21 protein-coding genes and 1 other RNA gene are annotated in these 23,423 nt (G+C 36.6%); 5 read left to right on the top strand and 17 right to left on the bottom strand.

Annotation, left to right across the window (positions count from 1 at the left end; genetic code table 11):
• Positions 1-51: 51 nt before the first annotated feature.
• The 9 genes from murD to ACFILA_RS04580 all read right to left on the bottom strand — a co-directional run bounded on the left by murD (position 52) and on the right by ACFILA_RS04580 (position 9,823).
• Positions 52-1,446 carry a UDP-N-acetylmuramoyl-L-alanine--D-glutamate ligase gene (gene murD / locus ACFILA_RS04620; protein ID WP_375660739.1) on the bottom strand — a complete coding sequence of 465 codons (1,395 nt, stop codon included), beginning with the start codon at positions 1,444-1,446 and terminating at the stop codon, positions 52-54.
• Between the two features lie 4 nt (positions 1,447-1,450).
• Positions 1,451-2,521, bottom strand: coding sequence for a phospho-N-acetylmuramoyl-pentapeptide-transferase (mraY, locus tag ACFILA_RS04615; protein ID WP_273790783.1), 1,071 nt, complete (start codon positions 2,519-2,521; stop codon positions 1,451-1,453).
• A 21-nt stretch (positions 2,522-2,542) separates the two neighbouring features.
• Positions 2,543-3,964: a UDP-N-acetylmuramoyl-tripeptide--D-alanyl-D-alanine ligase gene (murF, locus tag ACFILA_RS04610; protein ID WP_375660738.1), complete on the bottom strand. Its 1,422-nt coding sequence runs from the start codon at positions 3,962-3,964 to the stop codon at positions 2,543-2,545.
• On the bottom strand, positions 3,961-5,412 hold the full coding sequence (locus ACFILA_RS04605) for a UDP-N-acetylmuramoyl-L-alanyl-D-glutamate--2,6-diaminopimelate ligase (protein WP_375660737.1): 1,452 nt from the start codon (positions 5,410-5,412) through the stop codon (positions 3,961-3,963). The genes murF and ACFILA_RS04605 overlap by 4 nt, the downstream gene beginning before the upstream one ends.
• A 23-nt stretch (positions 5,413-5,435) precedes the next feature.
• Complete coding sequence (locus ACFILA_RS04600) at positions 5,436-7,178, bottom strand: peptidoglycan D,D-transpeptidase FtsI family protein (protein ID WP_375660736.1); 1,743 nt, start codon at positions 7,176-7,178, stop codon at positions 5,436-5,438.
• Positions 7,178-7,582 carry a hypothetical protein gene (locus ACFILA_RS04595; protein WP_273790787.1) on the bottom strand — a complete coding sequence of 135 codons (405 nt, stop codon included), beginning with the start codon at positions 7,580-7,582 and terminating at the stop codon, positions 7,178-7,180. Before ACFILA_RS04595 ends, ACFILA_RS04600 begins: the two co-directional genes overlap by 1 nt.
• Positions 7,579-8,577, bottom strand: coding sequence for a 16S rRNA (cytosine(1402)-N(4))-methyltransferase RsmH (gene rsmH / locus ACFILA_RS04590; protein ID WP_273790788.1), 999 nt, complete (start codon positions 8,575-8,577; stop codon positions 7,579-7,581). Before rsmH ends, ACFILA_RS04595 begins: the two co-directional genes overlap by 4 nt.
• A gap of 262 nt (positions 8,578-8,839) precedes the next feature.
• An RNA gene (gene rnpB / locus ACFILA_RS04585) (RNase P RNA component class A) lies at positions 8,840-9,230 on the bottom strand.
• Between the two features lie 83 nt (positions 9,231-9,313).
• On the bottom strand, positions 9,314-9,823 hold the full coding sequence (locus ACFILA_RS04580; protein WP_273790789.1) for a lytic transglycosylase domain-containing protein: 510 nt from the start codon (positions 9,821-9,823) through the stop codon (positions 9,314-9,316).
• Positions 9,824-10,925: 1,102 nt separating this feature from the next.
• On the opposite strand from ACFILA_RS04580, the gene ACFILA_RS04575 reads away from it, so the two are divergent.
• The gene (locus tag ACFILA_RS04575; RefSeq protein WP_273790790.1) at positions 10,926-11,081 is read left to right on the top strand and encodes a hypothetical protein; all 156 of its coding nucleotides are present in this window, start codon (positions 10,926-10,928) and stop codon (positions 11,079-11,081) included.
• 106 nt (positions 11,082-11,187) lie between these two features.
• Here the strand turns inward: ACFILA_RS04575 and ACFILA_RS04570 are convergent, their stop codons facing one another.
• The 4 genes from ACFILA_RS04570 to ettA form a co-directional block, all read right to left on the bottom strand.
• A complete protein-coding gene (locus ACFILA_RS04570) occupies positions 11,188-11,565 on the bottom strand; it encodes a hypothetical protein (protein ID WP_375631184.1) in 378 nt (125 codons plus the stop codon).
• Between the two features lie 1,696 nt (positions 11,566-13,261).
• The gene (locus ACFILA_RS04565; RefSeq protein ID WP_375660735.1) at positions 13,262-13,483 is read right to left on the bottom strand and encodes a hypothetical protein; all 222 of its coding nucleotides are present in this window, start codon (positions 13,481-13,483) and stop codon (positions 13,262-13,264) included.
• Between the two features lie 685 nt (positions 13,484-14,168).
• Positions 14,169-15,107, bottom strand: coding sequence for a methyltransferase domain-containing protein (locus ACFILA_RS04560; RefSeq protein WP_273790792.1), 939 nt, complete (start codon positions 15,105-15,107; stop codon positions 14,169-14,171).
• A 673-nt stretch (positions 15,108-15,780) separates the two neighbouring features.
• Complete coding sequence (gene ettA / locus ACFILA_RS04555) at positions 15,781-17,430, bottom strand: energy-dependent translational throttle protein EttA (RefSeq protein WP_375643447.1); 1,650 nt, start codon at positions 17,428-17,430, stop codon at positions 15,781-15,783.
• Between the two features lie 161 nt (positions 17,431-17,591).
• Here ettA and ACFILA_RS04550 point away from each other — a divergent pair, with 161 nt between their 5' ends.
• Positions 17,592-18,128 carry a hypothetical protein gene (locus tag ACFILA_RS04550; RefSeq protein WP_273790794.1) on the top strand — a complete coding sequence of 179 codons (537 nt, stop codon included), beginning with the start codon at positions 17,592-17,594 and terminating at the stop codon, positions 18,126-18,128.
• Positions 18,129-18,174: 46 nt separating this feature from the next.
• A complete protein-coding gene (gene pncA, locus ACFILA_RS04545) occupies positions 18,175-18,783 on the top strand; it encodes a bifunctional nicotinamidase/pyrazinamidase (protein ID WP_273790795.1) in 609 nt (202 codons plus the stop codon).
• A 441-nt stretch (positions 18,784-19,224) separates the two neighbouring features.
• On the opposite strand, the gene ACFILA_RS04540 is transcribed toward pncA, so the two are convergent.
• Positions 19,225-20,277, bottom strand: coding sequence for a DUF475 domain-containing protein (locus tag ACFILA_RS04540; protein WP_375658186.1), 1,053 nt, complete (start codon positions 20,275-20,277; stop codon positions 19,225-19,227).
• Between the two features lie 360 nt (positions 20,278-20,637).
• Between ACFILA_RS04540 and ACFILA_RS04535 the strand changes: the two genes are divergently transcribed.
• Entirely contained in the window at positions 20,638-21,177 is a 540-nt protein-coding gene (locus tag ACFILA_RS04535) for a helix-turn-helix transcriptional regulator (protein ID WP_273790797.1), read from the top strand.
• A 390-nt stretch (positions 21,178-21,567) separates the two neighbouring features.
• On the top strand, positions 21,568-21,747 hold the full coding sequence (locus ACFILA_RS04530) for a DUF1508 domain-containing protein (protein ID WP_273790798.1): 180 nt from the start codon (positions 21,568-21,570) through the stop codon (positions 21,745-21,747).
• A 532-nt stretch (positions 21,748-22,279) separates the two neighbouring features.
• On the opposite strand, the gene ACFILA_RS04525 is transcribed toward ACFILA_RS04530, so the two are convergent.
• From ACFILA_RS04525 to ACFILA_RS04515, 3 genes are all read right to left on the bottom strand, one after another.
• Positions 22,280-22,450 carry a hypothetical protein gene (locus ACFILA_RS04525; protein WP_375631186.1) on the bottom strand — a complete coding sequence of 57 codons (171 nt, stop codon included), beginning with the start codon at positions 22,448-22,450 and terminating at the stop codon, positions 22,280-22,282.
• Positions 22,451-22,502: 52 nt separating this feature from the next.
• Positions 22,503-22,814, bottom strand: coding sequence for a hypothetical protein (locus ACFILA_RS04520; RefSeq protein ID WP_375660734.1), 312 nt, complete (start codon positions 22,812-22,814; stop codon positions 22,503-22,505).
• Positions 22,815-23,081: 267 nt separating this feature from the next.
• Positions 23,082-23,366, bottom strand: coding sequence for a hypothetical protein (locus ACFILA_RS04515; RefSeq protein WP_375631187.1), 285 nt, complete (start codon positions 23,364-23,366; stop codon positions 23,082-23,084).
• Positions 23,367-23,423: the final 57 nt, after the last annotated feature.

Genomic DNA, 23,423 nt, shown 5'->3' with positions numbered 1-23,423 from the left:
AAAGATTCTGGAGTCTTAACGCAAAAATATTTTTTATAACTGATGCTTTTTTTATTGTAACTGCATCACAAAAGAGACAAATGCTTCGCCTCGCATTTCATAATTTTTAAATTGATCATAACTTGCACAAGCAGGTGACAAAAGAACCGTCACCTCTTTTGCCTTACAACCCGTTGCGTCAACAGCTGCTTCACGCACCGCATTTTCCAAAGTTAAGCTCATAGAAAAGGGAAAAGCAGATCCAATAGTGCGAGCAAATTCTTCCGCCGCGCTCCCAATCAAATAGGCTTTACGAATTTTAGGAAAAAATTCTCTAAGAGACTCTATTCCTCCCTTTTTTGCCTGCCCCCCAACAATCCAAAAAATATCATTAAAGGTGGAAAGCGCAGGAGCTGTTGCATCTGCATTAGTCGCCTTGCTGTCATTGATAAACAAAACCGCCCCCATTTTACGCACCTGCTGCATACGATGATCCAACCCTTTATAACTTGCTAAATGCTTGTTCATAGAAGGATCGGTTATTTTTAAAGCCTGCAACGTTGCTAATGCCATAAGGGCATTTTGCGCATTATGCCTCCCACGTAACCCCGCCATAGGAGCAAGATCTGCAAGCATATGACGCTGTCCTTGACGAACAGAAAAGAGCTTGGTCCCATCTGCATAAAAACCATTTTCAACAAAATGATCCTTGGAAATTGCCTCAATTTGCTTCCCCTCATGAAGTAACTGTTGATATAAAACTCGGCAAGCTGCATCATCAACTGAAATAAAAGCCTGAGAAGCCTGAGCAATCAGATGCCTTTTGGTTTGCACATAACAGGCAAAACTTCCATGTCGATCAATATGATCAGGTGTGAGATTTAATAAAAGTCCAATGGTCGGCTGAAGAGAGGGAGTAAGATCAATTTGAAATGATGAACATTCAATCACATAGATACGTTTTTTAACAAAGGGCTTAAGCGTCAATATTGCCTTTCCAATATTTCCCCCCATCTGCACATCATAGCCCATTTTTTCCAACAAATGCGCAAGTAAAGATGTTGTGGTTGACTTCCCATTCGTCCCCGTAATCGCAATGAAAGGAACGTCTTTGTCACAAAAACCATAATGCTGTAAAAATTGATGGCGCGCCCGAACAAATAATTCAATATCACCGATAATTTCTATATTTTTTTTTCGTGCTTTTTCAATAACCCAATGGGGTTGAGGATAACTTAAAGGAACTCCAGGAGCTACAATCAATGCAACAAATTCTGACCAATCTTCATAACGGAGATCTCGTGTTGGAATATTGTGCCGAAAAGCCATTTGCACGCTTGAAGGACTATCATCCCACGCCACCACTTCTGCACCACCACACATCAATGCTTGTGCCGTTGCTAGTCCAGACTGTCCCAATCCAAACAGAGCAACTTTTTGACCTTTATAACACGTAACAGAAATCACATTCTCACCGCAATTTAAGTGTTGAAAGACCTATGAGAGCGAGAACAATCGAAATAATCCAAAAGCGTATCACGACTTGGCTTTCAGTCCAGCCTTTTTTCTCAAAATGGTGATGTATCGGTGCCATAAGAAACACGCGTTTTCTTGTTAATTTGAAATAACCAACCTGAATAACGACCGAAAAAGCTTCCACAACAAAAAGCCCACCAATAAGAACCAAAACAATTTCGTGTTTCGTAGCAACCGCAACAGTCCCTAAGAGTCCTCCAAGAGCCAATGAACCAGTATCTCCCATAAAAATAGCTGCAGGTGGTGCATTAAACCATAAAAAACCAAGCCCTGCCCCAACAACAGCTCCCAATAAAACAGCCAATTCACCTGTACCCGATACATAATGGATTTGGAGATAATCAGCAAAATTCATATTACCAGAAAGATAAGCAATCAGAGCAAAAGATAAAGCTGCAACCATCACAGGAACAATAGCAAGCCCATCGAGTCCATCCGTTAAATTAACCGCATTACCCGTCGCGACAATGACAAACGCAGAAAAAGGAATAAAAAACCAGCCCAAATTGATAAGATAATCTTTTAAAAAAGGCAAAGCGAATCCAGATGAGCCAATTTTCAGAATAACAAAAGCCGCAATTGCGGCAACACAAAACTCTAAGCTTAACCGTGCTTTCCCAGAAAATCCTTTGTCTGTTTGTTTTGTGACCTTAAGATAATCGTCATAAAATCCAATTGCCCCAAAAGAAAGCATAACCAATAGCGATACCCAAAAGTAAATATTCGATAAATTACACCACAAAAATGCCGATACCACAATGCCGGTTAAAATCATCAATCCACCCATTGTAGGTGTTCCAGCCTTTTTAAAATGTGTTTGAGGACCATCAGCACGAATCGGTTGTCCCTTACCCTGCCGCAATTTAAGAGAAGCAATGATGCTAGGTCCAAACAAAAAGACGATAAGTCCCGAAGTAAGCATAGCCGCTATCGTGCGAAAAGTAATATAACGAAATACATTCACACCTGGAAGCCAATCACTAAACGAAGAAAAAAACAGCATCATTGTACAAAAAACCTCTTAAAACTATGAAGAAACCGCTTTATAGCGATCAAGCAATGCAGTCACAATATTTGATGAACAAAGGCTATTGGATGATTTAACCATAAGCAGATCCCCAGAAGAAATTTCTGCTAAAAGAAGCGGTAAAATTTTCTCAATATTTTCAGCATAATGAACCTTAACACCAGCAGACAAATCACTGACTAAAGATTTCATTGCCTCACCAAATAGAAAAACCGGATTAGCACCAGAAAGACGTATTGGCTTTATTAAATCACGATGAAGCTTTTCACTATACTCCCCTAACTCTAGCATATCCCCTAAAATAGCAATTCGCCGCCCCTCTTTCCCTACAGGTCCTGTAGCAAGAAGCTCAAGTGCAGCACGCATAGAAGCAGGATTTGCATTATAGCTTTCATCAATGAGATAAAATTCACCCCCATTTGATAAAGACAATTGATAACGAACACCTCGCCCCTTTTGAGAAGAAAAATGGCGAAAAGAAAGAAAAACAGGCTCTAACTCAACCCCCATAGCATCACAAGCAGCAATAACCCCTAAACTATTTTGCACAATATGGCGTCCTGGAGCACCAATTTGAACCTCCCTATCCCGCCCCCCAATACGCACAATCATAGAAGTACTATCAGTTAGAAGACGTATACCTCGCGCTTGATAATCAGCATCTTTAGTCTCACCAAAGCTTAAGATCTTCTTTACACCGCATTTCTTTGCTTTTTGAACGAGATAAGAAAAAAAATCACTATCCGCATTTAAAATGGCAATTCCTTTTTCATCTAATCCTTCAAAAATTTCAGCTTTTGCCTTTGCTATTTCTTCAAGATCTTTGAAAAAACCCATATGTCCTGCACAAATATGCGTAATGAGAGCAACATGCGGACAAACCAGTTTGACCAGAGGGCGAATTTCATCTCTATGATTCATACCAATTTCAAAGATACCATAATCACTCTCCATAGGCATCCGCGCTAAAGTGAGTGGAACCCCCCAGCAATTGTTTAAAGAAGCGAGATTCGCATGAACATTCCCAGCCGTTGCAAGAGCTTGTTTCAAAGCTTCTTTTGTCGTTGTTTTTCCCACTGATCCTGTTACCGCGATAATCTTAGCTCTTGAACGTTTGCGTGCAGCTTGTGCAAGTTGTTCTAAGGCTTGCAAAACATCAGGAACGACAATGAGTGGAGCCGATATCTTTTTCATATCCCTCAAACGGTGTTCCGCAACGATAAGAACGCCTGCACCTCGTTCATAAGCTTGCGCAGCAAAATCATGACCATCAAGATGATGCCCCTTAATGCAGAAAAAAACATCCCCTTCCGCAAGAGTACGGCTATCAATGGAAACCCCAGAAAAAGTTTCTGGCATGCTTCCCATTACAACACCATTAATTGCAGCAACAAGTGCTTGCTTATCCCATAAAGCTGTCATTTCTTTCGGTCCTCTAAAGCTTCTATCGCTTTCAGACGATCTGAAAAAGGATAAGTTTTCTGCCCTATAATTTGGCCATCCTCATGACCTTTTCCAGCAATGATTAATGTGTCACCAACTTTCAAAAGCTCCACCGCGTAAGAAATAGCCTCACCACGATCTGCTATCTCTATTGCTGTTGGCACCGCCTGTAAAATATCCTTGCGTATTTTTTCTGGCATTTCTGTGCGAGGATTATCATCCGTTACAATAACAATGTCCGCTTTATCCGCCGCAATTTTTCCCATCAAAGGTCTTTTTCCTTGATCACGATCTCCTCCACAACCAAAAACAACGATCAAGCGCCCTTGCGTAAAGGGACGAACAGAAAGCAAAACCTGCTCCAAAGCTTCTGGTTTATGGGCATAATCAATATAAACAAGCGCATTATTTTCTGTCTTTCCCACAAACTCTAATCGCCCAGGTGCCCCCTGCAAAGTTTCAAGCGCAGAAAAAACCTTACGAGGTGAAGCACCCGTTGCAATTGCTAACCCCGCTGCCATAAGCGCATTGGCGACCTGAAAATCTCCAGCTAAAGGCAAATCAAATGTATAAATATTGTTTTCCACACGACACTCAATACACTGTTTTGAGCGTTGATGTTCGACACGATTAATCGTGATAAATTGCCCCTTACGACCAATTGTCAAAACACGGCGACGCGCTTGTGTGACAACATCAATAACCTTTTGTGAATAGACATCATCAGCAAAAATCAAAGCAGGAGCAGATACAGGCAAAAGTGTATCAAATAACCTCATTTTAGCCCGCAAATAATCCTCTACCCCCGTGTGATAATCCATGTGATCTCGCCCTAAATTGGTGAAGGCACCAGCCGTTAAACGGACTCCATCAAGTCGCCCTTGATCAAGCCCATGCGAAGAAGCTTCAAGAGCTGCATGTGTCACACCTTCATGAGAAATTTCATAAAGAAGACGGTGCAAGACGACCGGATCAGGTGTTGTGAGAGATCCATAAACATTCCGTTTAGGAGAAACGACACCAACCGTTCCTATACTCGCAGCACAAAATCCAACATAAGTCCAAATTTGCCGAAGAAAAGAGACAACAGATGTTTTACCACTTGTACCAGTCACAGCAACGACCGTTTCAGGCTGAGAACCGTAAAAACGTGCAGCTGCCAACGCTAAACTATGACGAACATTAGAAACACGTAAAATGGGAACAGATAAATCCTCAAGAACAGCATGACAATCTGTAACGATTGCTCGTGCACCACGCTTTATCGCATCATCTATATAGTGTCTTCCATCACTTTTTTTTCCTTGAACAGCGACAAAAACATAGCCTGGCAAAACTTGTCGAGAATCCGCACTGATTCCTGTTATTTCTATTGGAGAAAGACTTTCATCTTCAACACATTCTGTAAAAACTGTTCCCAACAACATGATAACGCACCTTTATATTCATTTTACCGTTGTTTAACGAAACTTGAATTGCTCTTTTTACTTAAAAGAGGCTCATATTCTTTTTTAAAATCGGGTTTTACACCAAGAAAACTAGCTGTGCGACGAACAATATTAGCAAGCATTGGTCCAGCATTCATCCCCGCTGTTGCTGAACGCTGTCCCTCAGCAGGCTTTGGTTCATCAATAATTGTTAAAACAACATAAGCAGGATCCTCAATAGGAAAAGCAGCAAGAAAACTATTAAAATTTTTTGTTTTAGAATATTTTCCATTTTCAACTTTTTCAGCTGTTCCTGTCTTACCACCTACACGATAACCTTCAACTTTTGCATTACGTCCAGAACCAATATCACTATTTAATTTATAAAGGTAACGCATATTTTGACTTGTTTTAGCCTGCAAAACCCGTTTTGCATGGTGCAAAGTTTGTTCTTTTGGCCGTTTTAAAAATGTCGGAGCAATTAACCAACCACCATTCATTAAAGCAGCAGCCCCGACAGCTGTTTGCAAGGGTGTTGTTGCCATACCATGCCCAAAAGAAATCGTCATAGAATGGATATCCTTCCAATGATTTGGCACAATAGGGTGGGCAACTTCAGGCAACTCTGTTGTGAGACGATCCAGTAATCCAAGTTTTTGCAAAAAACCACGATGTTTATCAATCCCTATCGCCAACGCCTCTTTAGCAGAACCAATATTAGAAGAATAAATAAAAACCTCCCATAACGTTAAGGGTCGATTTTTTCCATGAAAATCATGAATAGTATAGCCACTACTTGCTTTTATTGGCTTTGAAGCATCAATAATACTGTTTAAATGAAAAATATCGGAATCAAGAGCCATAGCGGTCGTAAAACTTTTAATGATCGATCCCATTTCAAAAGCTCCTGCCGTCATCCGATTGAGACGATCACTTTTTAAAGCTTCAACAGGATTTCCAGGATCAAAGTCTGGTAGTGATGCCAAAGCCAAAACTTCCCCCGTATGTATATTTAAAATAACAGCTCCTGCAGCAATTGCCTTATAACGCTTCATAGCCTGAATAAGTTCATCATGAACAATTGACTGAACACGCACATCAATCGAAAGCTGAACTTGTTTTAATGATTCTTCCATGGCAAGACCAGCGGCACGCAAAGCACTCAGCCCCGCATCATCAATGTATTTTTCCATACCTGCAATACCCTGATTATCAACATTCACCATACCGAGAATATGGGAAGTTACAGGTCCATCAGGATAAAAACGACGAATTTCAGTCCGAAAACCAATTCCTGGTATACCAAGAGCCATAATTTGCGTCTTCTGCATTGGTGTTAACCCACGCTGTATCCAAGAAAAACCAGATTTTCTTTTTAAGCGCTTATAGGTTTCCTGCCAATTAAGATCAGGCAAAACTGTTGAGAGCAATTCAATTGTTTCATCCACATCAATAATACGTCGTGGCTCAGCAAAAAGTGAATAAGTTTTAATATCTGTTGCCAATAAACGACCATTACGATCAACGATATCAGGCCGTGCCATCAATTGAAGAACTCCTGGCCCCTTTGCTTCTTCAATCTGTCCACCTTCCAACCCATAAGAAATAAGGCAAGCCCCCATGATTCCATATAAAATTAAAAAGCAGAACAACGAAAAAAGCAAACGTGGACGACTAGAATAGGGACGACGAACAGAAACATTATGATTATTCAACGAATTCTTTAAGCGCTTTTTCTTCTGTGAGAATAAAAAAGTCGATTTCATTACTGCGCGCCTTTTTGGACAACACTATTGATCTGAGAAGCTCGATTATTTGTCAAAATATCCTGATTATCTTCCAAGATATTTTGTTTAATCACTTCTTCAATTTGATCATGTACCTGTACCGGAATGTCTTTAAACTCCACGATTTGACGCGGCTGTATAACCTCTAACCCAAGTTCTTTCTGATAACGTTTCGCAAGTTTTTGCATGCGTGAAGGCCTTATCATCACAGCCCACTCAGCATGAAGCAAACTTACCGTATTTTTTGCTGCAGCAATTTCATGCTCAAGATGAAGAACTTCGTTCATTCGTTTTTGAACATCATATTTTACCTTATAAGTAAGTCCTGCCATACAAATCATAATCAACACTAAAATCATATCAAATGTACGAAAAACTGTCATTTTTTGCTGCCTTCAAAACTGGCAATCTCTGCTAAACCAAATAATTTCATATCTGCTGCAAGAGCCTCTGCTTCAGTCCGTACACCAATACGCAACCTCGCAGAACGTGAACGAGGATTTTTCTGTAACTCCTCTTTAGTTGCCGTGATCCCACCTTTAAACAAAGGAAAAAATGTTGCTGGAGCAGCCTTCATTTCAGGCAGATAGCGTGATCTCATACACTCTCCAGAACGAGCCGAAAAAAATCTTTTGACCATACGATCTTCAAGAGAATGAAAACTGACAACCCCCAAACGGCCTCCAGCTTTTAAAACGCGTTCAGCAGCAAATAAACCACATGCCAATTCACCAATTTCATCATTAACATAGATACGAAGAGCCTGAAATACACGTGTTGCTGGATGAATACGATCTCCCGGTTTACGTCCTATCAACGCTTCGATAGCATACGCCAAATCACCTGTACGCAAAAAAGGCTGTACAACACGACGCTTTTCAATCATCCGTGCAATTCGCCCCGCATAACGCTCTTCTCCTAATATCTTAAAAATACGTGCCAAATCCCTTGCTTTTAAATGATTGACAACATCGCTGGCTGTAAAACCAGTCTGAGCCATTCGCATGTCCAATGGACCATCTTTTTGAAAAGAAAAACCTCTTTCTGCTTCATCCAGCTGCATTGAAGAGACACCAATATCCAAAATAACTGCATCCACCTTCTCTTCAACGACACGATCGAGCTGTGAAAATGCCATATGGACCAAACGAAGACGTGGAAAAAATTCTTCAACAAGCGATTGTCCTGCACTGATAGCATGAGGATCACGATCAAGAGCGATCACCTGTGCCCCTGCCTTTAACAAAGCGCGCGTGTAACCACCAGCACCAAAGGTGCCATCAATTACTTTTGCTCCAACCAATGGCATAAGCCCAGTCAAAACTGGCTGCAACAACACTGGAATATGGCGTTCAGCTCTTTGATCCTGATTTATCAAAATAATCCGTCTTGAAGTTATGCTGTCTCAAATCAACAGCTCTCTCATGGCAACTGATCTTAGAATAACCTAGCCTTCAACTTTCATATTAATCACAATGAACGAAAAAACTAAAGTTATCCCAAAACAGATCCTAACGCATTATACTTAAAGAAATGTTATAATTTTTTAAAACACTTTGCTCAAGTGTCCATTTCAAACACATAGACTCCATAAAAGATCATATATAATCGATCTTATAAAATATCGCGTATCATCATGAAATATCAGTCGGCCTATAAGCCGGGTTCTGTAGAGTAAAGCTTACACTTTACATGGCAACCATTCATCTGGGACGGATGTTACCATCCGCCTCGTGCAACCTACCCGAATGACTCGCCCGGAAATCGGCTGCAAATTAAATTTTGCACGTCATTTCTATTTGGTCTTGCTCCCGGTGGGGTTTACCTTGCCACATTCATTACTGAATGCGCGGTGGGCTCTTACTCCACCCTTTCACCCTTACCTATAAAAATAGGCGGTTTACTTTCTGTGGCACTTTCCCTAGGGTCACCCCCGCCGGGTGTTACCCGGCACCGTCTTTCCATGGAGCCCGGACTTTCCTCACCTGCCATATTTCAGCATCAGACAAGCGCGGCTGCCCAGCCGACTGACGCATTAATTTATAAAACATTTTCTGCTCAATGAAAATAGCATCTTAAAATATTTTATGACAAACCTCTCTCAACAGATGTTTTTATTTTAATGAAGCCAGATAAGTTTTCACTTTTGCGCAATATTTCGCCGAAATGGAATTCATTTTTTTTGCAGCATGACCTGCGTTATATTTAAGGATTGTACCACACGTACTTCCACCACTGAGTTTATACGCCCGTGCCAAATAACGCATACCATATTCAAGATTGGTCGCAGGATCGTACAAATCCTGTACAGAACCACTAAAGCCCAACCCTCGTGCCGTAGAGGGTTTAATTTGCATTAAACCTATTTCGCCAGCAGCCCCCTTTATACCTGCCTTATAATTACTTTCAACTTTTACAACAGCATGTGCTAAATTAACGGGAACATTATATTTATTCGCAAGTTTCTGAATAAGAAACTCATAAGGGCGATCAGGAATCTTAGGAGCAACAATCACTGAGGCTTCTCCTGATTCCGCAACATTTAAGACACTATGAGTCCAACTTATGTCAAATACAAAAAATACAGCACACGCTGTATTTAACAAGATTTTCAAAAATTGCATTTTCTTTCTCTTCACTCAAACATTCTCAAATTCTAGCCGCAAGTAATTTGCAAACGTATTATACAAAAAAAGAAAGCAAAAGAACGGCTTGAAAAAGGAAAGAGTAAGACAATTTCAAGATAAAATCATGTAACAAAAGAATATCTCTTTATTCACAAATCATAGATTTCTCTATATCATAAAATAAAAAAATAAAGAAACTATGGTTAATCTTATAGCGTATTAAATAAAATGATATAATCTATAAATTGCTGCTATCGCTATTGTATCACTTAATTTTTATATTAAAAAAATAGCATCTTAACTAGATGTAATATTTTTTACATAAGATTATTAATTTTTTTATTGGGATCAATCCCACAAAGTAAGAGAGACAAGAGCATCTTTTTACCGAAGATGCTCAATATCAAGAAAGTTTCATAAAAATATAAACCGCTATCAACGCTTCTCTCTGGTTAATACCCCCCCCCCACAGCACTCTTTATATCCGATAAAACCTCAACAAATCACAAAACAAATCCCCCCATTATCGCACATAAAAAATTCATAAATATACTAAAACCATCATACTCTTTACCAATTCAAAATATTGCAACAGACTTTTAGCTCTCAAGATGTCTCAAAGAAGCTTTTTAATTCCTTTTTAAAAGAGCTGTTATCCACACAGTCCTCCCACTGGTAGTGTACTAGAAACTAATTTTGATTTTTTCACCATGGATAAATTTAAAATGAGAAAATTTTACAATTCTTAAGATTCTTATTCAATATAATAATGATAATTTATCATTATAAAACAATATACTAAAGAAGTTACATCCGTCTTTGTCTCTACAATAAAGCCTAACAATTACTTGTGTCTGTTTTTTTGAAAAATGCTAGAAAACTCAATACCCCCAAAGCCTTTTTAAATAAAAATAGACCTCTCACCTTCATTCAAATATTTTTTCTTTGTCACAGACTATCACCTTATCAGCCTTGCACTTCATTTTCAGAAATCATACAAGTGGATAAATATCCTAAAATCCGTAGAACAAAGAAAGCTTAAATCCTTTTAAAAAATTTTATTTTCTCATATCAAATAAAAAAATAACTGGCATATAAAATGCGATTAACGTATTTTATTATAGTCAATACTGCTTTTGTCATTGTAGCGATTGATAATGCAATTAACTTGACCAATACCCTTGATAGATTTTCTATCTCTCCTGTAATGATTGCAACATTACCGTTATACTCCGACTGCACACCTTTTGAGTAAGATAAATTTGTTAATTATCTTACAAATTGATTATCTCCTCGCACTTTTCAAAACTTCACGAAAAGCTCTTTCTCCTTTAAAACCCAAAAGCGCAATTAAAAAATAGCTAAAAATAAGCATTAGCAATGGAAGGACGAGAAATCGCTTTTGAGAGAGCCATAGCAACAGTTTCACCAGATTTTTGAGCCTGCTCACGACTCTGACCACTTTTAGCAGCAAGCGCAATTACATCACGACGCAGCTGCGCAATAAACAACTCTTGCTGTTGAGGGTCCATCTTAGAAAGATGCTTGATAATATCTGGAAAAGACACGGACAATCTCTCTAACAACTCCTCCTCTGTTACATCAAGCTTCTGAGAAGAAAAAGAAGAACGACCGGAAAAAAACTGATAAACAACACCACTTCGAGAAGCAAAAAAGACAGCGCCAAAAATAAAAAATACGAATAAAATAAAAATAATACGATGCGAAAAAGATCCCATTATCTCTTACCTAAAGATCACAGAATACAAACATAGATTCCTTTTATGATTCCCCTTATAGCATTCAACAATGCCTCAATAAAGAAAAATCAAATTATTAAAAATGAATACGCTAACACTCTCCGCCCAATAAGACCCGCCCCTCTATGTATTTAGGTACTATAGGCGAAACAATAACAGATCTTACACTTCCCCCCTAATAACACTTTACATTTCCTAAAATAATTACAAAAAGCCTGACTGAGGAAATCCTCAGTCAGGCCAGACAATCTAGGGGATCCACGCGGGGGGGGGGGAGGAGGTTCCCCGATTGTCCTCTTACATCAACCACTAAGATAGCCGATGCAATATTCTTGCTATGGAATAAAATTTTTTAAACAACAAGAAATTCTTATCATCTTCTACGCAAAAAAACATAAAAGAATTATAAATTATTTAAAAATGTTTAAATTTAGGCAAAAAAAGTTCATAATGACCCAATTTGAAGCAATTTTATTTCTAGAAGCACCAATTAGAATCTACGATCATTATAACTTTTAAATAGTTTCTTTCATAACTCTGATGATCATAATTTAAAAAAAAACAGTAATTTCTACGTATCCACCCTATAAAAATCAAACTACGTAAAAGTAGAATCATTTTTCCAACAGCAATCACCACAAAAAGAAAAACGTAGATTTTTAAAATCTTACACAAATAACCGTAAAAAATGAAAAACATCTTCTTGCAAGAAATCTATGAATTATTCGTATAAAACAATAAATTAGAGAAATAAAATCTTATCTATTTTTATAAAAAATTGCTGTAAATGATCATTAAAATATTGTTACATCCCTCATGTAAAAATCAATGAAGAATTTAAACTGCTTAATCTTATGAAAAAATGAGAACTCTGAAGGTATTTGTTTCGAATCACGCCCCATCGTCATTCCAAATAACGATAAATCATTTTACAATAACCAACAGTCTCTAACGCATTTTAACATAACAAACCGAAATCAATGCAGACATTTTCTCTTAATCTCTATCATTTAAATGATCCCGTAAAATAATACACACAGTAGTTTCTGTGATAAAAAATTGTATAGTCTGTTCTTCTAACGTAAACAATTCATTGATTTACAATCATAACTCATCATTTACAATTTACATGAGAGATCTCAAGAACGTAAGGTTCCCTTATTTTCAATCTTCGTCTATTGAATCAATGAATAGCCATACTATCGCACATCACAAACAAGAAGAAGCGTATGGATAAAAAACATAAAACGATAATGCCGGCTTACAACTTTCACTTAAACTAAAGACGATGGTGCCCTATCAATTTTACGCTATACCCACGGACTGCGTCATAAGATGAGCGGCAAACATAAAAAGAAAAAAATACGTTTGGCAAGAACAATGGACTTATTTAATAACCTTCATAACTTCTCATGATAAAGAGATACGAAACTTTAGTGTAATATCACGCTTTTCTTTCCTACTTTCAGCCACGGACTATCCATAGATCATCGCCGATCTTATTTTTATGAATATAATGCAAAACACATAGATGAACACCATATATGAATGCTTATAGGAAGAAATAAACGTAAAGCCAGATGCGTTATTATAACCGTTGTTGTACAAAATGTTTTTAAAATTCAGAATATCACTCCAATCCATTACCAATTTATGAGTAATTTTATGGCGTCATCTACCAAGCTTTTACTTTTTCTATTACTTGTAAATCAACACCTGCTCTAAACATAGCAATATGTTTGAGATAAAGATTAGAGCAAATGAGAGCCATGTGAAAAATCCCAGCTTTTATACGCCCAATTAGAGTAAAAATATTTACGTCTGGTTGAGAAATCTTAAAAAAGCCATCATTCATTTTGGAAGAAACATAAAAGCCCAAAGATAAAACTATTGCCATCTTTACCATCCCTTTCATTTGCCTTTACGACTTTCAAACACGCTCATAACGCTGTATTTTAAATAATGAAAATCATGCATTGCCTCACCTTTTTACTTTTTCGTCTTTTTAGAGCATCTTTTTGCACTCCTCACTAAAAGTTCCAAGGCATTTCTTATCTAAGAACCTGTTTTAAAGAAATATTTTAAGATCTATTGGGCACACCACCTTTGACATTTATGAAGGTATGAGCCATCACTATATTATATTGTGCGGCACAATATCATATTGCAGCCGCAAAGATGTATTTTTTTTACAAACGTTATCATTAAGATAAATACCTTCTTTTGTAACAGACAAACAGACTCTTTTGGATTCTGAAACAGGAAATTTGAAATGAAAAAATATTCCTGTATTCAAACCTCTCATTGAGTCTAAAAAAATCAATGATCTTTTAAAATCAATATATTGGCTAATAACATAAATATGATATCAAGAACACCTTAAATAATGATCCTCATAGGCTTAACTCTATAGAAGGTGCTTTCATTATACAGCCTACACGCCGCTATAAAACACCAATACTCCCATATAAAAACATAATACAAATGTAAAAAACAATAGCTTATCAATGATTGAATAAAGTTTTATCTCTACGCTATTCCTTGAGAAAAATCAGAGAATAAAGCACGTTAACAAACGCGATTTATGCAAAATCTACTTGTTTATCTTTGATATCGTCAACCAATAAACGCGGATCACGAGCAAGCCAAAGCGTAACCATACCCTCCTCACTGTTTTCATTTTGTATAGGAGTAAGACAAACCGTTTGTTCTAGAACAAGTCCCGCATTTTTAAGCCATTGTTCTATTTGTAAAGCCGAAAATCCAAGACGCATATGCGCTTGATCGGAATATGAAGGCTCAATTTCATGATAACCAAAATCCACAATCAATAAACGGCCATGAGGACGCAAAACTCTTGATATTTCATGAAGGAATATTTCAGGATTTTCAAGAAAATGTAAAACCCAATGAAGAATAACTAAATCAAAAGTTGTATCTCCAACAGACAAGTGCAAAACATTGCTATCAAGCACGACTTCAACCGCATGCGTATAAAGATTAGAAAACAATTTTAAGATAGAGCCTCCACCTCTTCCAATATTCAGCATCGTCTGAAATGGTTTATCGCCAATGATTTCAAGTAAAGCGTTTTCTACACCCTGATCTGCCATATAGGATGACCGTAATACATCCCATTGCAACGTATTTTGTAAGAAATGCTTCTTCCTCGTTTTTTGACGCTGCTTTTTGACATCCTTCAAACGTTCTAAATCATGCGCTAACAACACATCATGCTTTGGCAAAGCCGAAAGAACACCCATCACAATGTCTTTACCCCAAAAATCATGACAAAGCTTAAAATAAAGGCTATCTCCCTTCTGATAACGCTCAATCAATCGAGCTTCGTACAAGAAACGTAAATATCGTGATATACACGCTTGCGACTGATCAAGAATAAAAATAAAATCAGGAATTGTTAAATCTTCATGACGCAAGAGCGTAAGAACACGTAAATGGCTTACTTCTGCGACCGCTTTCAGCAGCACAATCATTGCATCTAAACTTGCACTTTTTTGCATAATTATCCCCTAAACATTCCTATAAACATTTGTTTATAGGAAAAAAAGTCAAGCATACAACGCATATTCTCATCTATTTTGTTCTCTCTATTTTATCATACTATGAAAAAAATAGGCTAATGTAAAAAACGAACAGATCTTATCTCCCTGCAGCTCGTTATAATGAGAATGCATTGATTTATAATAATAATTCATTCATTTTTAACTTGAATAAAAAACCGGAATACCGTAAATTTTTCTCATTTCAAATCTATTCATGATAAATCAATCCAAATCATTCTCTTACAGCTCATAAACGGAGGGGACATATGGATAAAAATATCTTTTATACCCACCTCAAAACAAGAACTGCATACCATTGAGAAAAATAAATAACATGATAGTGCCAGCTTGCATTTTTATTAAGTAAAGATAATAATGCTCAATGACCAGAGCATTCGTAGAAATAGTACTATACTCTTCATCCCCTCCTTTTCATTGCAATTTTACAAGCAATAACCGGTTATATATCATGAGTAGAATAACCCTATTTAGGTCATAATTTCATAAAGTGTCTCTTACTCTTTGTTTAATGAATAAAAACTTACACAGAGTACACACACTTTATTTATGAAATAACAAACTCAATAAAGTACACTATTATTCCAACAAAGTTGAGATAAGAAAAAAATTTCTAGCGTGTAAGAGGTTTATAATTTGCATGCTTAGGATTAAGAGATTCCGCCCCAAGACGACGAACTTTATCAGCCTCATATTCAGCAAAATTACCTTCAAACCATTCTACATGACCATCACCTTCAAAGGCTAAAATATGTGTTGCCAATCGATCAAGAAACATACGATCATGCGATATGATAACTGCACAACCAGCAAAATTTTCCAATGCATCTTCCAATGCACCTAATGTTTCAGTATCAAGATCATTTGTCGGTTCATCAAGAAGAAGCACATTCCCCCCCTCTTTTAGAAGTTTCGCCAAATGTACGCGATTGCGCTGCCCTCCTGATAAATTTGCCACCTTCTGCTGCTGATCTGCCCCCTTGAAATTAAAAGCCCCGCAATAAGCGCGGCTATTCATCTCATATTTACCTAATTTAATAATGTCATTTCCACCAGAAATTTCCTCCCAAACAGTTTTATCCCCCACCAAGGAATCGCGACTCTGATCCACATAACTCATGTGAACTGTTTCACCGATACGTATTTGACCTGAATCGGGCTGTTCCTGTCCCGTCAACATTTTAAACAAGGTCGACTTTCCCATACCATTGGCCCCAATAACGCCGACAATGCCACCAGCAGGAAGTTTAAAAGAAAGAGAATCAATCAATACACGTTCACCATAAGCTTTAGAGAGATTATCAACCTCAATAACAACCTGTCCTAATCTTTCTCCAATAGGAATAATAATTTGTGCCTCTCCAGGACGGCGCTCACGGGCTGCTTGAACCAACTCATCATAAGCCTTAATCCGAGCTTTTGACTTTGCTTGTCGCCCCTTTGGACTAGAAGCGATCCATTCTTGCTCACGTGATAAAGCACGTTGACGCGCTGCCTCTTCACGGCCTTCTTGAGCCAAACGCTTGGCTTTAGCCCCCAAATAAGCAGAATAGTTCCCCTCATAAGGAATACCTCTACCGCGATCTAACTCTAAAATCCAACCCGTTACATTGTCGAGAAAATAACGATCATGGGTTATCAAAAGCACAGCCCCTGGATATTCACGTAGATGCCTCTCAAGCCAAGCCGTCGTTTCAGCATCTAAATGGTTTGTCGGTTCATCCAAAAGTAATAAATCAGGTTTTGACAAAAGCAATTTACAAAGTGCAACACGCCGCTTCTCACCACCCGAAAGTTTTGTTACATCCCCATCGGCTGGCGGACAACCAAGAGCAGCCATAGCCATTTCCACTTGACTTTCTAAATCCCAAAGACTTTGACTGTCAATAATGTCCTGAAGCTGTGCACTTTCATCAGCCGTTTCCTCGCTATAATTCATCATCAATTCGTTATAACGCTCAAGAATTTCCTGTTTATCTGCAACACCTTCCATTACATTGCCACGCACATCTTTGCTCGCATCAAGCAAAGGTTCTTGTGGTAGATAACCACAGCGTGCTCCTTCAGAAATCCATGCTTCTCCCGTATATTCCTTATCTAGCCCAGCCATAATACGTAAAATAGTTGACTTCCCCGCACCATTTGGCCCTAAAATACCGATCTTTGCATCTGGATAAAAAGACAAATGAATATTTTCTAGAACTTTTTTATTGCCGTAAGACTTGTTAAGCCCAGCCATATGATAGATAAATTGACGTGCCATAAATTTCTCTTTATATTGTGCGATATTAAAGATTAGGATTTTGAAAAAACTGCTTTTGCTTTTTGAAACTGTACAGTAAATAGCACTTACATCGTATCAAAAGCTTTTCGCTTTATATTGGTACATTTTTTCTAATCTCACAAGCCCCAGTATGGTCCTGAATGCAAAAAAACATCTCCCTAAAAAGCAAAAAGCAAATCTTTTTAGCTGTACCTGAAACCTGTTATCAAACATTACCTCTCTTTTCCATACCAGATATAACATTGTATTTTTATCGTATTAAACCAACTTATCAATGTAATATGGTACCACAAAGAAAAGCAATTCTCTATGCGCCTTCTTTTCTCGCTTTATGGGCTTTATATTACGCAGTAAAAAATCCTTCTCTTTTTTCATCGATTTTTTGCTACGGAAAGCAATGGACTTCACCCCTTGCCTTGATATGGCTTAAATTACGTTTACAAAACGACCGCCGCCTTATGGGATCTGACGTCCCAAGCCCAATGATCATGAAAGCTTTGCATCAACACGTAGCAACAAATGAATACAGTGCACTTCCCATTGGTACGTGGTTACAATTCGTAAAAAACTATAAAACCAATTGTAAAAACTTATCCATCCCCCTCTTTTGGCTTGATAATTATAAAAATAATATCAATATCCAGCACATCATTTCAAAACTTCAAGACGACATATAGCTTTTTAAAAATACGATAAAAGCTCATCTCGTATAGGAATATATTTATGGAAAAAAAAGCCTTAATCGTCATTGATGTTCAAAATGACTTCTTACTAGGTGGAGCACTTGCCGTACCACAAGGTGATGCTATTTTACCCGCCGTCAATAATCTCATAAATCATTTTGACCACGTTATCTTAACCCAAGACTGGCATCCCAAAAACCATTGCAGCTTTGCTTCCTGCTATCCTGAAAAAAAGCCCTATGATACAGTCATTCTTGACTATGGTCCTCAAATACTTTGGCCTGATCATTGCATACGAGGAACACAAGGAGCAGAATTCCATCCATCTCTTAGAGTAGAAAAGGCACAACTTATCCTTAGAAAAGGCTATAATCAAAAAATGGATAGCTATTCTGCTTTTCTTGAAAATGATCAAAAAACACCAACAGGTTTACAAGTTTATCTCAAAGAACATGGTTTTACTAAGCTCATTATGTGTGGCTTAGCAACTGATTTTTGTGTCGGATTTTCTGCTCTTCACGCTATGCAATGCGGTTTTAAAGTCAGTGTTTCATTAAATGCCTGTGCTGGTATTGATGTAAACGGATCACTAAACACTATGCTTAAAACGATGAACGAAGCTGGTATAGAACTTTTAATGGTCTCTTAAAATATCCTTCTCTAATCTACCATTATAATACACTGATTTATAAAGGATAAATTATTTTACACATATTTAAGTAAGAGTCCAGAATATCGTAAATTCTCTCATTTCAAACCTGTTTCAAAAACATTCTCTTACACGTTACAAAGAGAATCAATGTATGAATAAATCATTCAAAAAAACAGTAAGAATGCTTCTTATGCCCCATTAAATGCAAGAGCTTGTCATAATATTGAAAGCTGATAAAAAGTATAACATCAGCTTTCTGTCTTATATTTAGGTCAAAAAGTATCCTAGAGATTGTACATTATTCCCTTCATGGGTAGTATCATGCAATGAACTCAACTTTAAAAAAACGCAAATAAGCAATAAAATAGTATTTTATTTTGCATGAAAGACCTCTTTTTACTCAAAGATATGCGATCAACAAAAGCGTGAAAATCTCCATTACTTAGACACAACATGTTTATACAATTGACGATTCTTAAAACGAATCGAAGAATATAATGCCATTCCAATAATACAGATTCCCACAAGTCCTGTTAAAACTTCAGGAACCGATATAATCGTTTGCAGATACATAATCACTGCAAGAACTAGAATTGCATAAAAAGCACCATGCTCTAAATAACGATAATGCAATAATGTTCCCGATTCAACCAACATAATTGTCATAGAACGAACGTAAAATGCACCGATACCAAGACCTATCGCAATAATAAAAAGGTTATGTGAAAAGGCAAAAGCACCAACCACGCCATCGAAAGAAAAACTAGCATCAAGAACTTCTAAATAAAGAAACGCCCCTACTCCCCCGTGAGCTACTGTTGTTAAAGTCTTTTGAGGAGTATCCAAGAGATGACCAACAACTTCAACACCGATAAAGGTCAAAAGTCCATAAAGGGCTGCCAATAAAAAAGTTATTTTATTTTCTGCGTCAATCTGACCTGAAACAAATAAGATCAAAATCAAAACAATTGCAATATCAATTCCAACAAGCGCCCCAAACTTTTGAGCAGGTCTCTCTATAACATTAAGCCAATGCACCTCTTTTTCAGAATCAAAAAAATATTTTAAGCCAACCATCATAAGGAAAGTTCCTCCAAAAGCAGCAATCCCCATATGCGCATCGGTTAAAACTTCAGCATATCGATGTGGTTCCCATATCGCTAATTTGACTGCCGCAATTGGATTAATCCCAACAGCAACGACAACCACCAATAATGGAAAAACAATTCGCATCCCAAATACAGCTATCAAAATGCCCCATATAAGAAAACGACGACGCCACAATGGACTCATTCTACTAAGAACACGCGCATTGATAATAGAATTATCAAAAGATAAAGAAATTTCCAAAATTCCTAAAACAACGCAAATAAAAAAATATTTAAGAAAACCAGTAATACTTTCCGTTTCAAACCAACCAATAACCCCTCCTAAAAAGACACCAATAATCGTGAAAAAAAAAGCAAACCCAAAATAGCGTAATAGGGCCATGATCATTCCTCAAAGTTTATTTTCTACTTCATCTAAAGCACACCCAGTACAAATCCAAAGTTTGCATCTCTTTAAAGTTGCATCTATTAATGCAGAGGTGTATAGAATATATATGGTAAAGTTACATGAAAATTCTCTCAAAAAAAGCAAGAGACAAATGTAGCAAACAAGGAATTTTGTTTTGAAGTGAATATCAATTGTCAATACAATAAGTGAAAGATTGCTTTCTATCCACGAAAATAAAAAAATAAAAAGAAATTAAAGCTATAATATTGACATTATATCATAGAATATTAATACATAGTGTGCTTTTATTATTTAATGATTTATACCATGATGATTTACCGAGGGAGATAATTCGTGGCACGTCCTGAAACTGAATCAAAAACCATATTTGGAAAACGTTTACGTTATGTACGTCTTGCTTTAGGCGATCCATCACGTGAAACCTTAGCTAAAAGTTTTAGCATGACAAAAAATTCCATTGCTTTTTATGAGCGTGGAGAGAGAGAACCCAATCTTAGTGTCTTACAAACATACCGCACGTTATACGGTGTCAATATTAATTGGCTTTTAACTGGACAAGGAAAAATGTTTGACACCGAATATACAAAAGGTGATTTTGACTGGAATTATTTTATTAAAAAAATCGAGGGACTGGAAGAAACACTTGCCGATAGTGATCGTAACGAAAAACTAAATCAAGAAAAAATCGACAGTTCTTATGAAAAATTGCAGCAATATTTGTCAAGACAAGGTTTATCAAATAGTTTTAACCCTAAAACTACAACCTCTCTTATCGATATGAAAGCTAAAATGGCCAATTCTTACACCCTTAGCTTATTCATTGATTTACTCATTCGAAGCGTATCCCAAAAAGAGGTTATAGCTAATCAATAAACGTCTATTTCAAAAGAAAAAACAAGAAATGATTAAACTCTACCAGTATGGAGAAAAGTGTTTTTTACTTTATCCGTGCTGGTGGAATTTTGTATAATTTATAAATTTTGTTTCTGTAACGACAATAAAAATATTTGCGTTGTAAGTGAAAGTATAGTGTCTTTAACTTAAAAAAATAATTTTATAGTATAAAATTCTCATTCATATCTTATTGACAAGAAATTTTTTCTTGTTAAAAGAATAATAGCTCTCATAGAAATTATTTTTTAAGTCAGAAAATTTAAGGGGAATATATTGACGACTTCCTATAGAGACATACATTAATGTTTACAAACGGATTAGTTAAATATTTATCCTGAAAATTATCAGCTATTTTATGAGGTGAGAAACATGTATTTTGAGGTGTTTCAAGGAGTTCACAATCAATGGTACTGGCGTTTAATCTCAGGAGATGCACAAAAAATTGCTTTTTCTAGTAAAGGCTATCCAACAAAACAAGATATCCTAATCAATATTGAGCAAATAAAAGAAGTTACACATAAGGCTCTTATTAGAGAACTACAATCCTAACGTTCTTTACCATTAAAACAAGCGTTTATTTTGTATAATGGTATGTTGAGTTATTTTTGTGATAAATGAACAGTGATTGTTTTTTCCCTCAATGAGAGGGCGTTTTTTGTATTATTTCTGACGCTTACAAATAACAGTCATATTCTTACAGATTATGTGTTTATTTTCAATCACACACAAATCTCTATAGCCTTTATCAAAAAGAAAATCTCTTAAGTCTTGTATTTTTCATAAAAAATAAACGCACATGAAGAGAAGATAAACATCAATGAGAGATATAATTACTCTACAAGATATTAATATCTTTTACGTTCATATTCCTCTTCTGTATCTGATAATCATAACTGACTTACCCATTTCATCTTCATAAAAAGCAAATATCTCTTTCTTCCTATTATCATGCAATTTTTTATACCTATTAGCTGAAACTATCGTAGCATTTATACCTTACATCTAAAAGGAACGTGCAAAATTGTTTCCAGCAATAATATAAAATTTCTGGATTGTATAGACGCGCTTTTTAATAACCAGCCTACCTATAAACTGGTTTATCATCATAAACTCTTATTTTATGACCAACGACGCTCTGTCTTATAAACTTAAATGTTTTCATAAAATCAGAGTAAACTTGAATATTCTCTTCTAATACAATATCTCCATCAGCACCATAATTGGCTTCATTAAAGTTTATCTCTCTCGTCATTCCAATCTTCCTAACACATTTTCAAACCCTTTAATGCAAAATATGAATACAATCACTCTTTATCATCTTCAAATTTAAGCATTTTTTTATATTTCTTTTCATTTTTTTCATATTGCTTAATTTGTTTTTTCAGTTTTTCAATTGCTTGGTCACGTCTTTTAATCACCATACTTTGCTCTCTAATAGCTCTATCTCGTTCTTCAGTCATCTTCATAGAATCTCTTAAAAACTCATGCTTTATTCTTCTAGATTCCTCTTTTAAAATTTTCACTTGACTGCGATAATATAAAGAAAACCGAAATATAACCCCGCTGCACAACAAAACAACAACCATTGCTCCCAATAAAATTTCGTTTACACTCATTTGGATCTCCCTTAATTGTCGCTCAAGTGATCATCTTGACCAATTTATTTCATCCTCAATCAAAAAAAGAATGCAATAAATTGCATGTTCCAAGTGTGAACAATCACTCTCGGCATTCTTATTTTCTCCATTAAAGCATTGATCAATGGCGCAAACAAATCTCTGAAAGCGGCTAAATCTACACTCACACCAATTATTTGCGACACATTTATTGACACAAAATACAAAAAATAAGGAACGTCAAATAAAACTAACGACGCAATGCAATCATAAAAGCCTTGCCCAAATCGTTCCTATCTTCCTTTTTACGCCATGTGGAATGCGGCTATATGAAAGTTTTTCATTATTACAAAAATCTTCACTGTCACAAAGCACAGCATTTCTGTAAAATTTTGCCTTCCCACAAATCTTTACATCACCATAAACTAAAGCATCATTATAAACTCGAGCCTTTCTACAATCACGAGTATCACCATAAAATTCAATACATTGAACATTCAAAACTTGATCAAAAAAGACCGCATTAGCGTAAACATATGCATCTCCACTCATATTCAAATAACGATAAAGTTCTTATTTTTCATAAACATGCAAACTCTTACGAACGAC

Origin of the sequence: Bartonella sp. CL71SXKL (assembly GCF_042194935.1) — a bacterium.
Classification (GTDB): Bacteria; Pseudomonadota; Alphaproteobacteria; order Rhizobiales; family Rhizobiaceae; genus Bartonella.
The sequence above is the reverse complement of the archived record's forward strand: the minus strand, read 5'-3'. Positions and strand labels throughout refer to the sequence as shown.

What these genes read in the sequence shown, in the direction of transcription:
- mraY (WP_273790783.1), bottom strand. Translation starts at nt 2,521, where the DNA reads ATGATGCTGTTTTTTTCTTCGTTTAGTGATTGGCTTCCAGGTGTGAAT.
- murF (WP_375660738.1), bottom strand. Translation starts at nt 3,964, where the DNA reads ATGACAGCTTTATGGGATAAGCAAGCACTTGTTGCTGCAATTAATGGT.
- ACFILA_RS04605 (WP_375660737.1), bottom strand. Translation starts at nt 5,412, where the DNA reads ATGTTGTTGGGAACAGTTTTTACAGAATGTGTTGAAGATGAAAGTCTT.
- ACFILA_RS04600 (WP_375660736.1), bottom strand. Translation starts at nt 7,178, where the DNA reads ATGAAATCGACTTTTTTATTCTCACAGAAGAAAAAGCGCTTAAAGAAT.
- ACFILA_RS04595 (WP_273790787.1), bottom strand. Translation starts at nt 7,582, where the DNA reads ATGACAGTTTTTCGTACATTTGATATGATTTTAGTGTTGATTATGATT.
- ACFILA_RS04580 (WP_273790789.1), bottom strand. Translation starts at nt 9,823, where the DNA reads ATGCAATTTTTGAAAATCTTGTTAAATACAGCGTGTGCTGTATTTTTT.
- ACFILA_RS04575 (WP_273790790.1), top strand. Translation starts at nt 10,926, where the DNA reads ATGCGATTAACGTATTTTATTATAGTCAATACTGCTTTTGTCATTGTA.
- ACFILA_RS04570 (WP_375631184.1), bottom strand. Translation starts at nt 11,565, where the DNA reads ATGGGATCTTTTTCGCATCGTATTATTTTTATTTTATTCGTATTTTTT.
- ACFILA_RS04565 (WP_375660735.1), bottom strand. Translation starts at nt 13,483, where the DNA reads ATGGCAATAGTTTTATCTTTGGGCTTTTATGTTTCTTCCAAAATGAAT.
- ACFILA_RS04560 (WP_273790792.1), bottom strand. Translation starts at nt 15,107, where the DNA reads ATGCAAAAAAGTGCAAGTTTAGATGCAATGATTGTGCTGCTGAAAGCG.
- ettA (WP_375643447.1), bottom strand. Translation starts at nt 17,430, where the DNA reads ATGGCACGTCAATTTATCTATCATATGGCTGGGCTTAACAAGTCTTAC.
- ACFILA_RS04550 (WP_273790794.1), top strand. Translation starts at nt 17,592, where the DNA reads ATGCAAAAAAACATCTCCCTAAAAAGCAAAAAGCAAATCTTTTTAGCT.
- pncA (WP_273790795.1), top strand. Translation starts at nt 18,175, where the DNA reads ATGGAAAAAAAAGCCTTAATCGTCATTGATGTTCAAAATGACTTCTTA.
- ACFILA_RS04540 (WP_375658186.1), bottom strand. Translation starts at nt 20,277, where the DNA reads ATGGCCCTATTACGCTATTTTGGGTTTGCTTTTTTTTTCACGATTATT.
- ACFILA_RS04530 (WP_273790798.1), top strand. Translation starts at nt 21,568, where the DNA reads ATGTATTTTGAGGTGTTTCAAGGAGTTCACAATCAATGGTACTGGCGT.
- ACFILA_RS04525 (WP_375631186.1), bottom strand. Translation starts at nt 22,450, where the DNA reads ATGACGAGAGAGATAAACTTTAATGAAGCCAATTATGGTGCTGATGGA.
- ACFILA_RS04520 (WP_375660734.1), bottom strand. Translation starts at nt 22,814, where the DNA reads ATGAGTGTAAACGAAATTTTATTGGGAGCAATGGTTGTTGTTTTGTTG.
- ACFILA_RS04515 (WP_375631187.1), bottom strand. Translation starts at nt 23,366, where the DNA reads ATGAGTGGAGATGCATATGTTTACGCTAATGCGGTCTTTTTTGATCAA.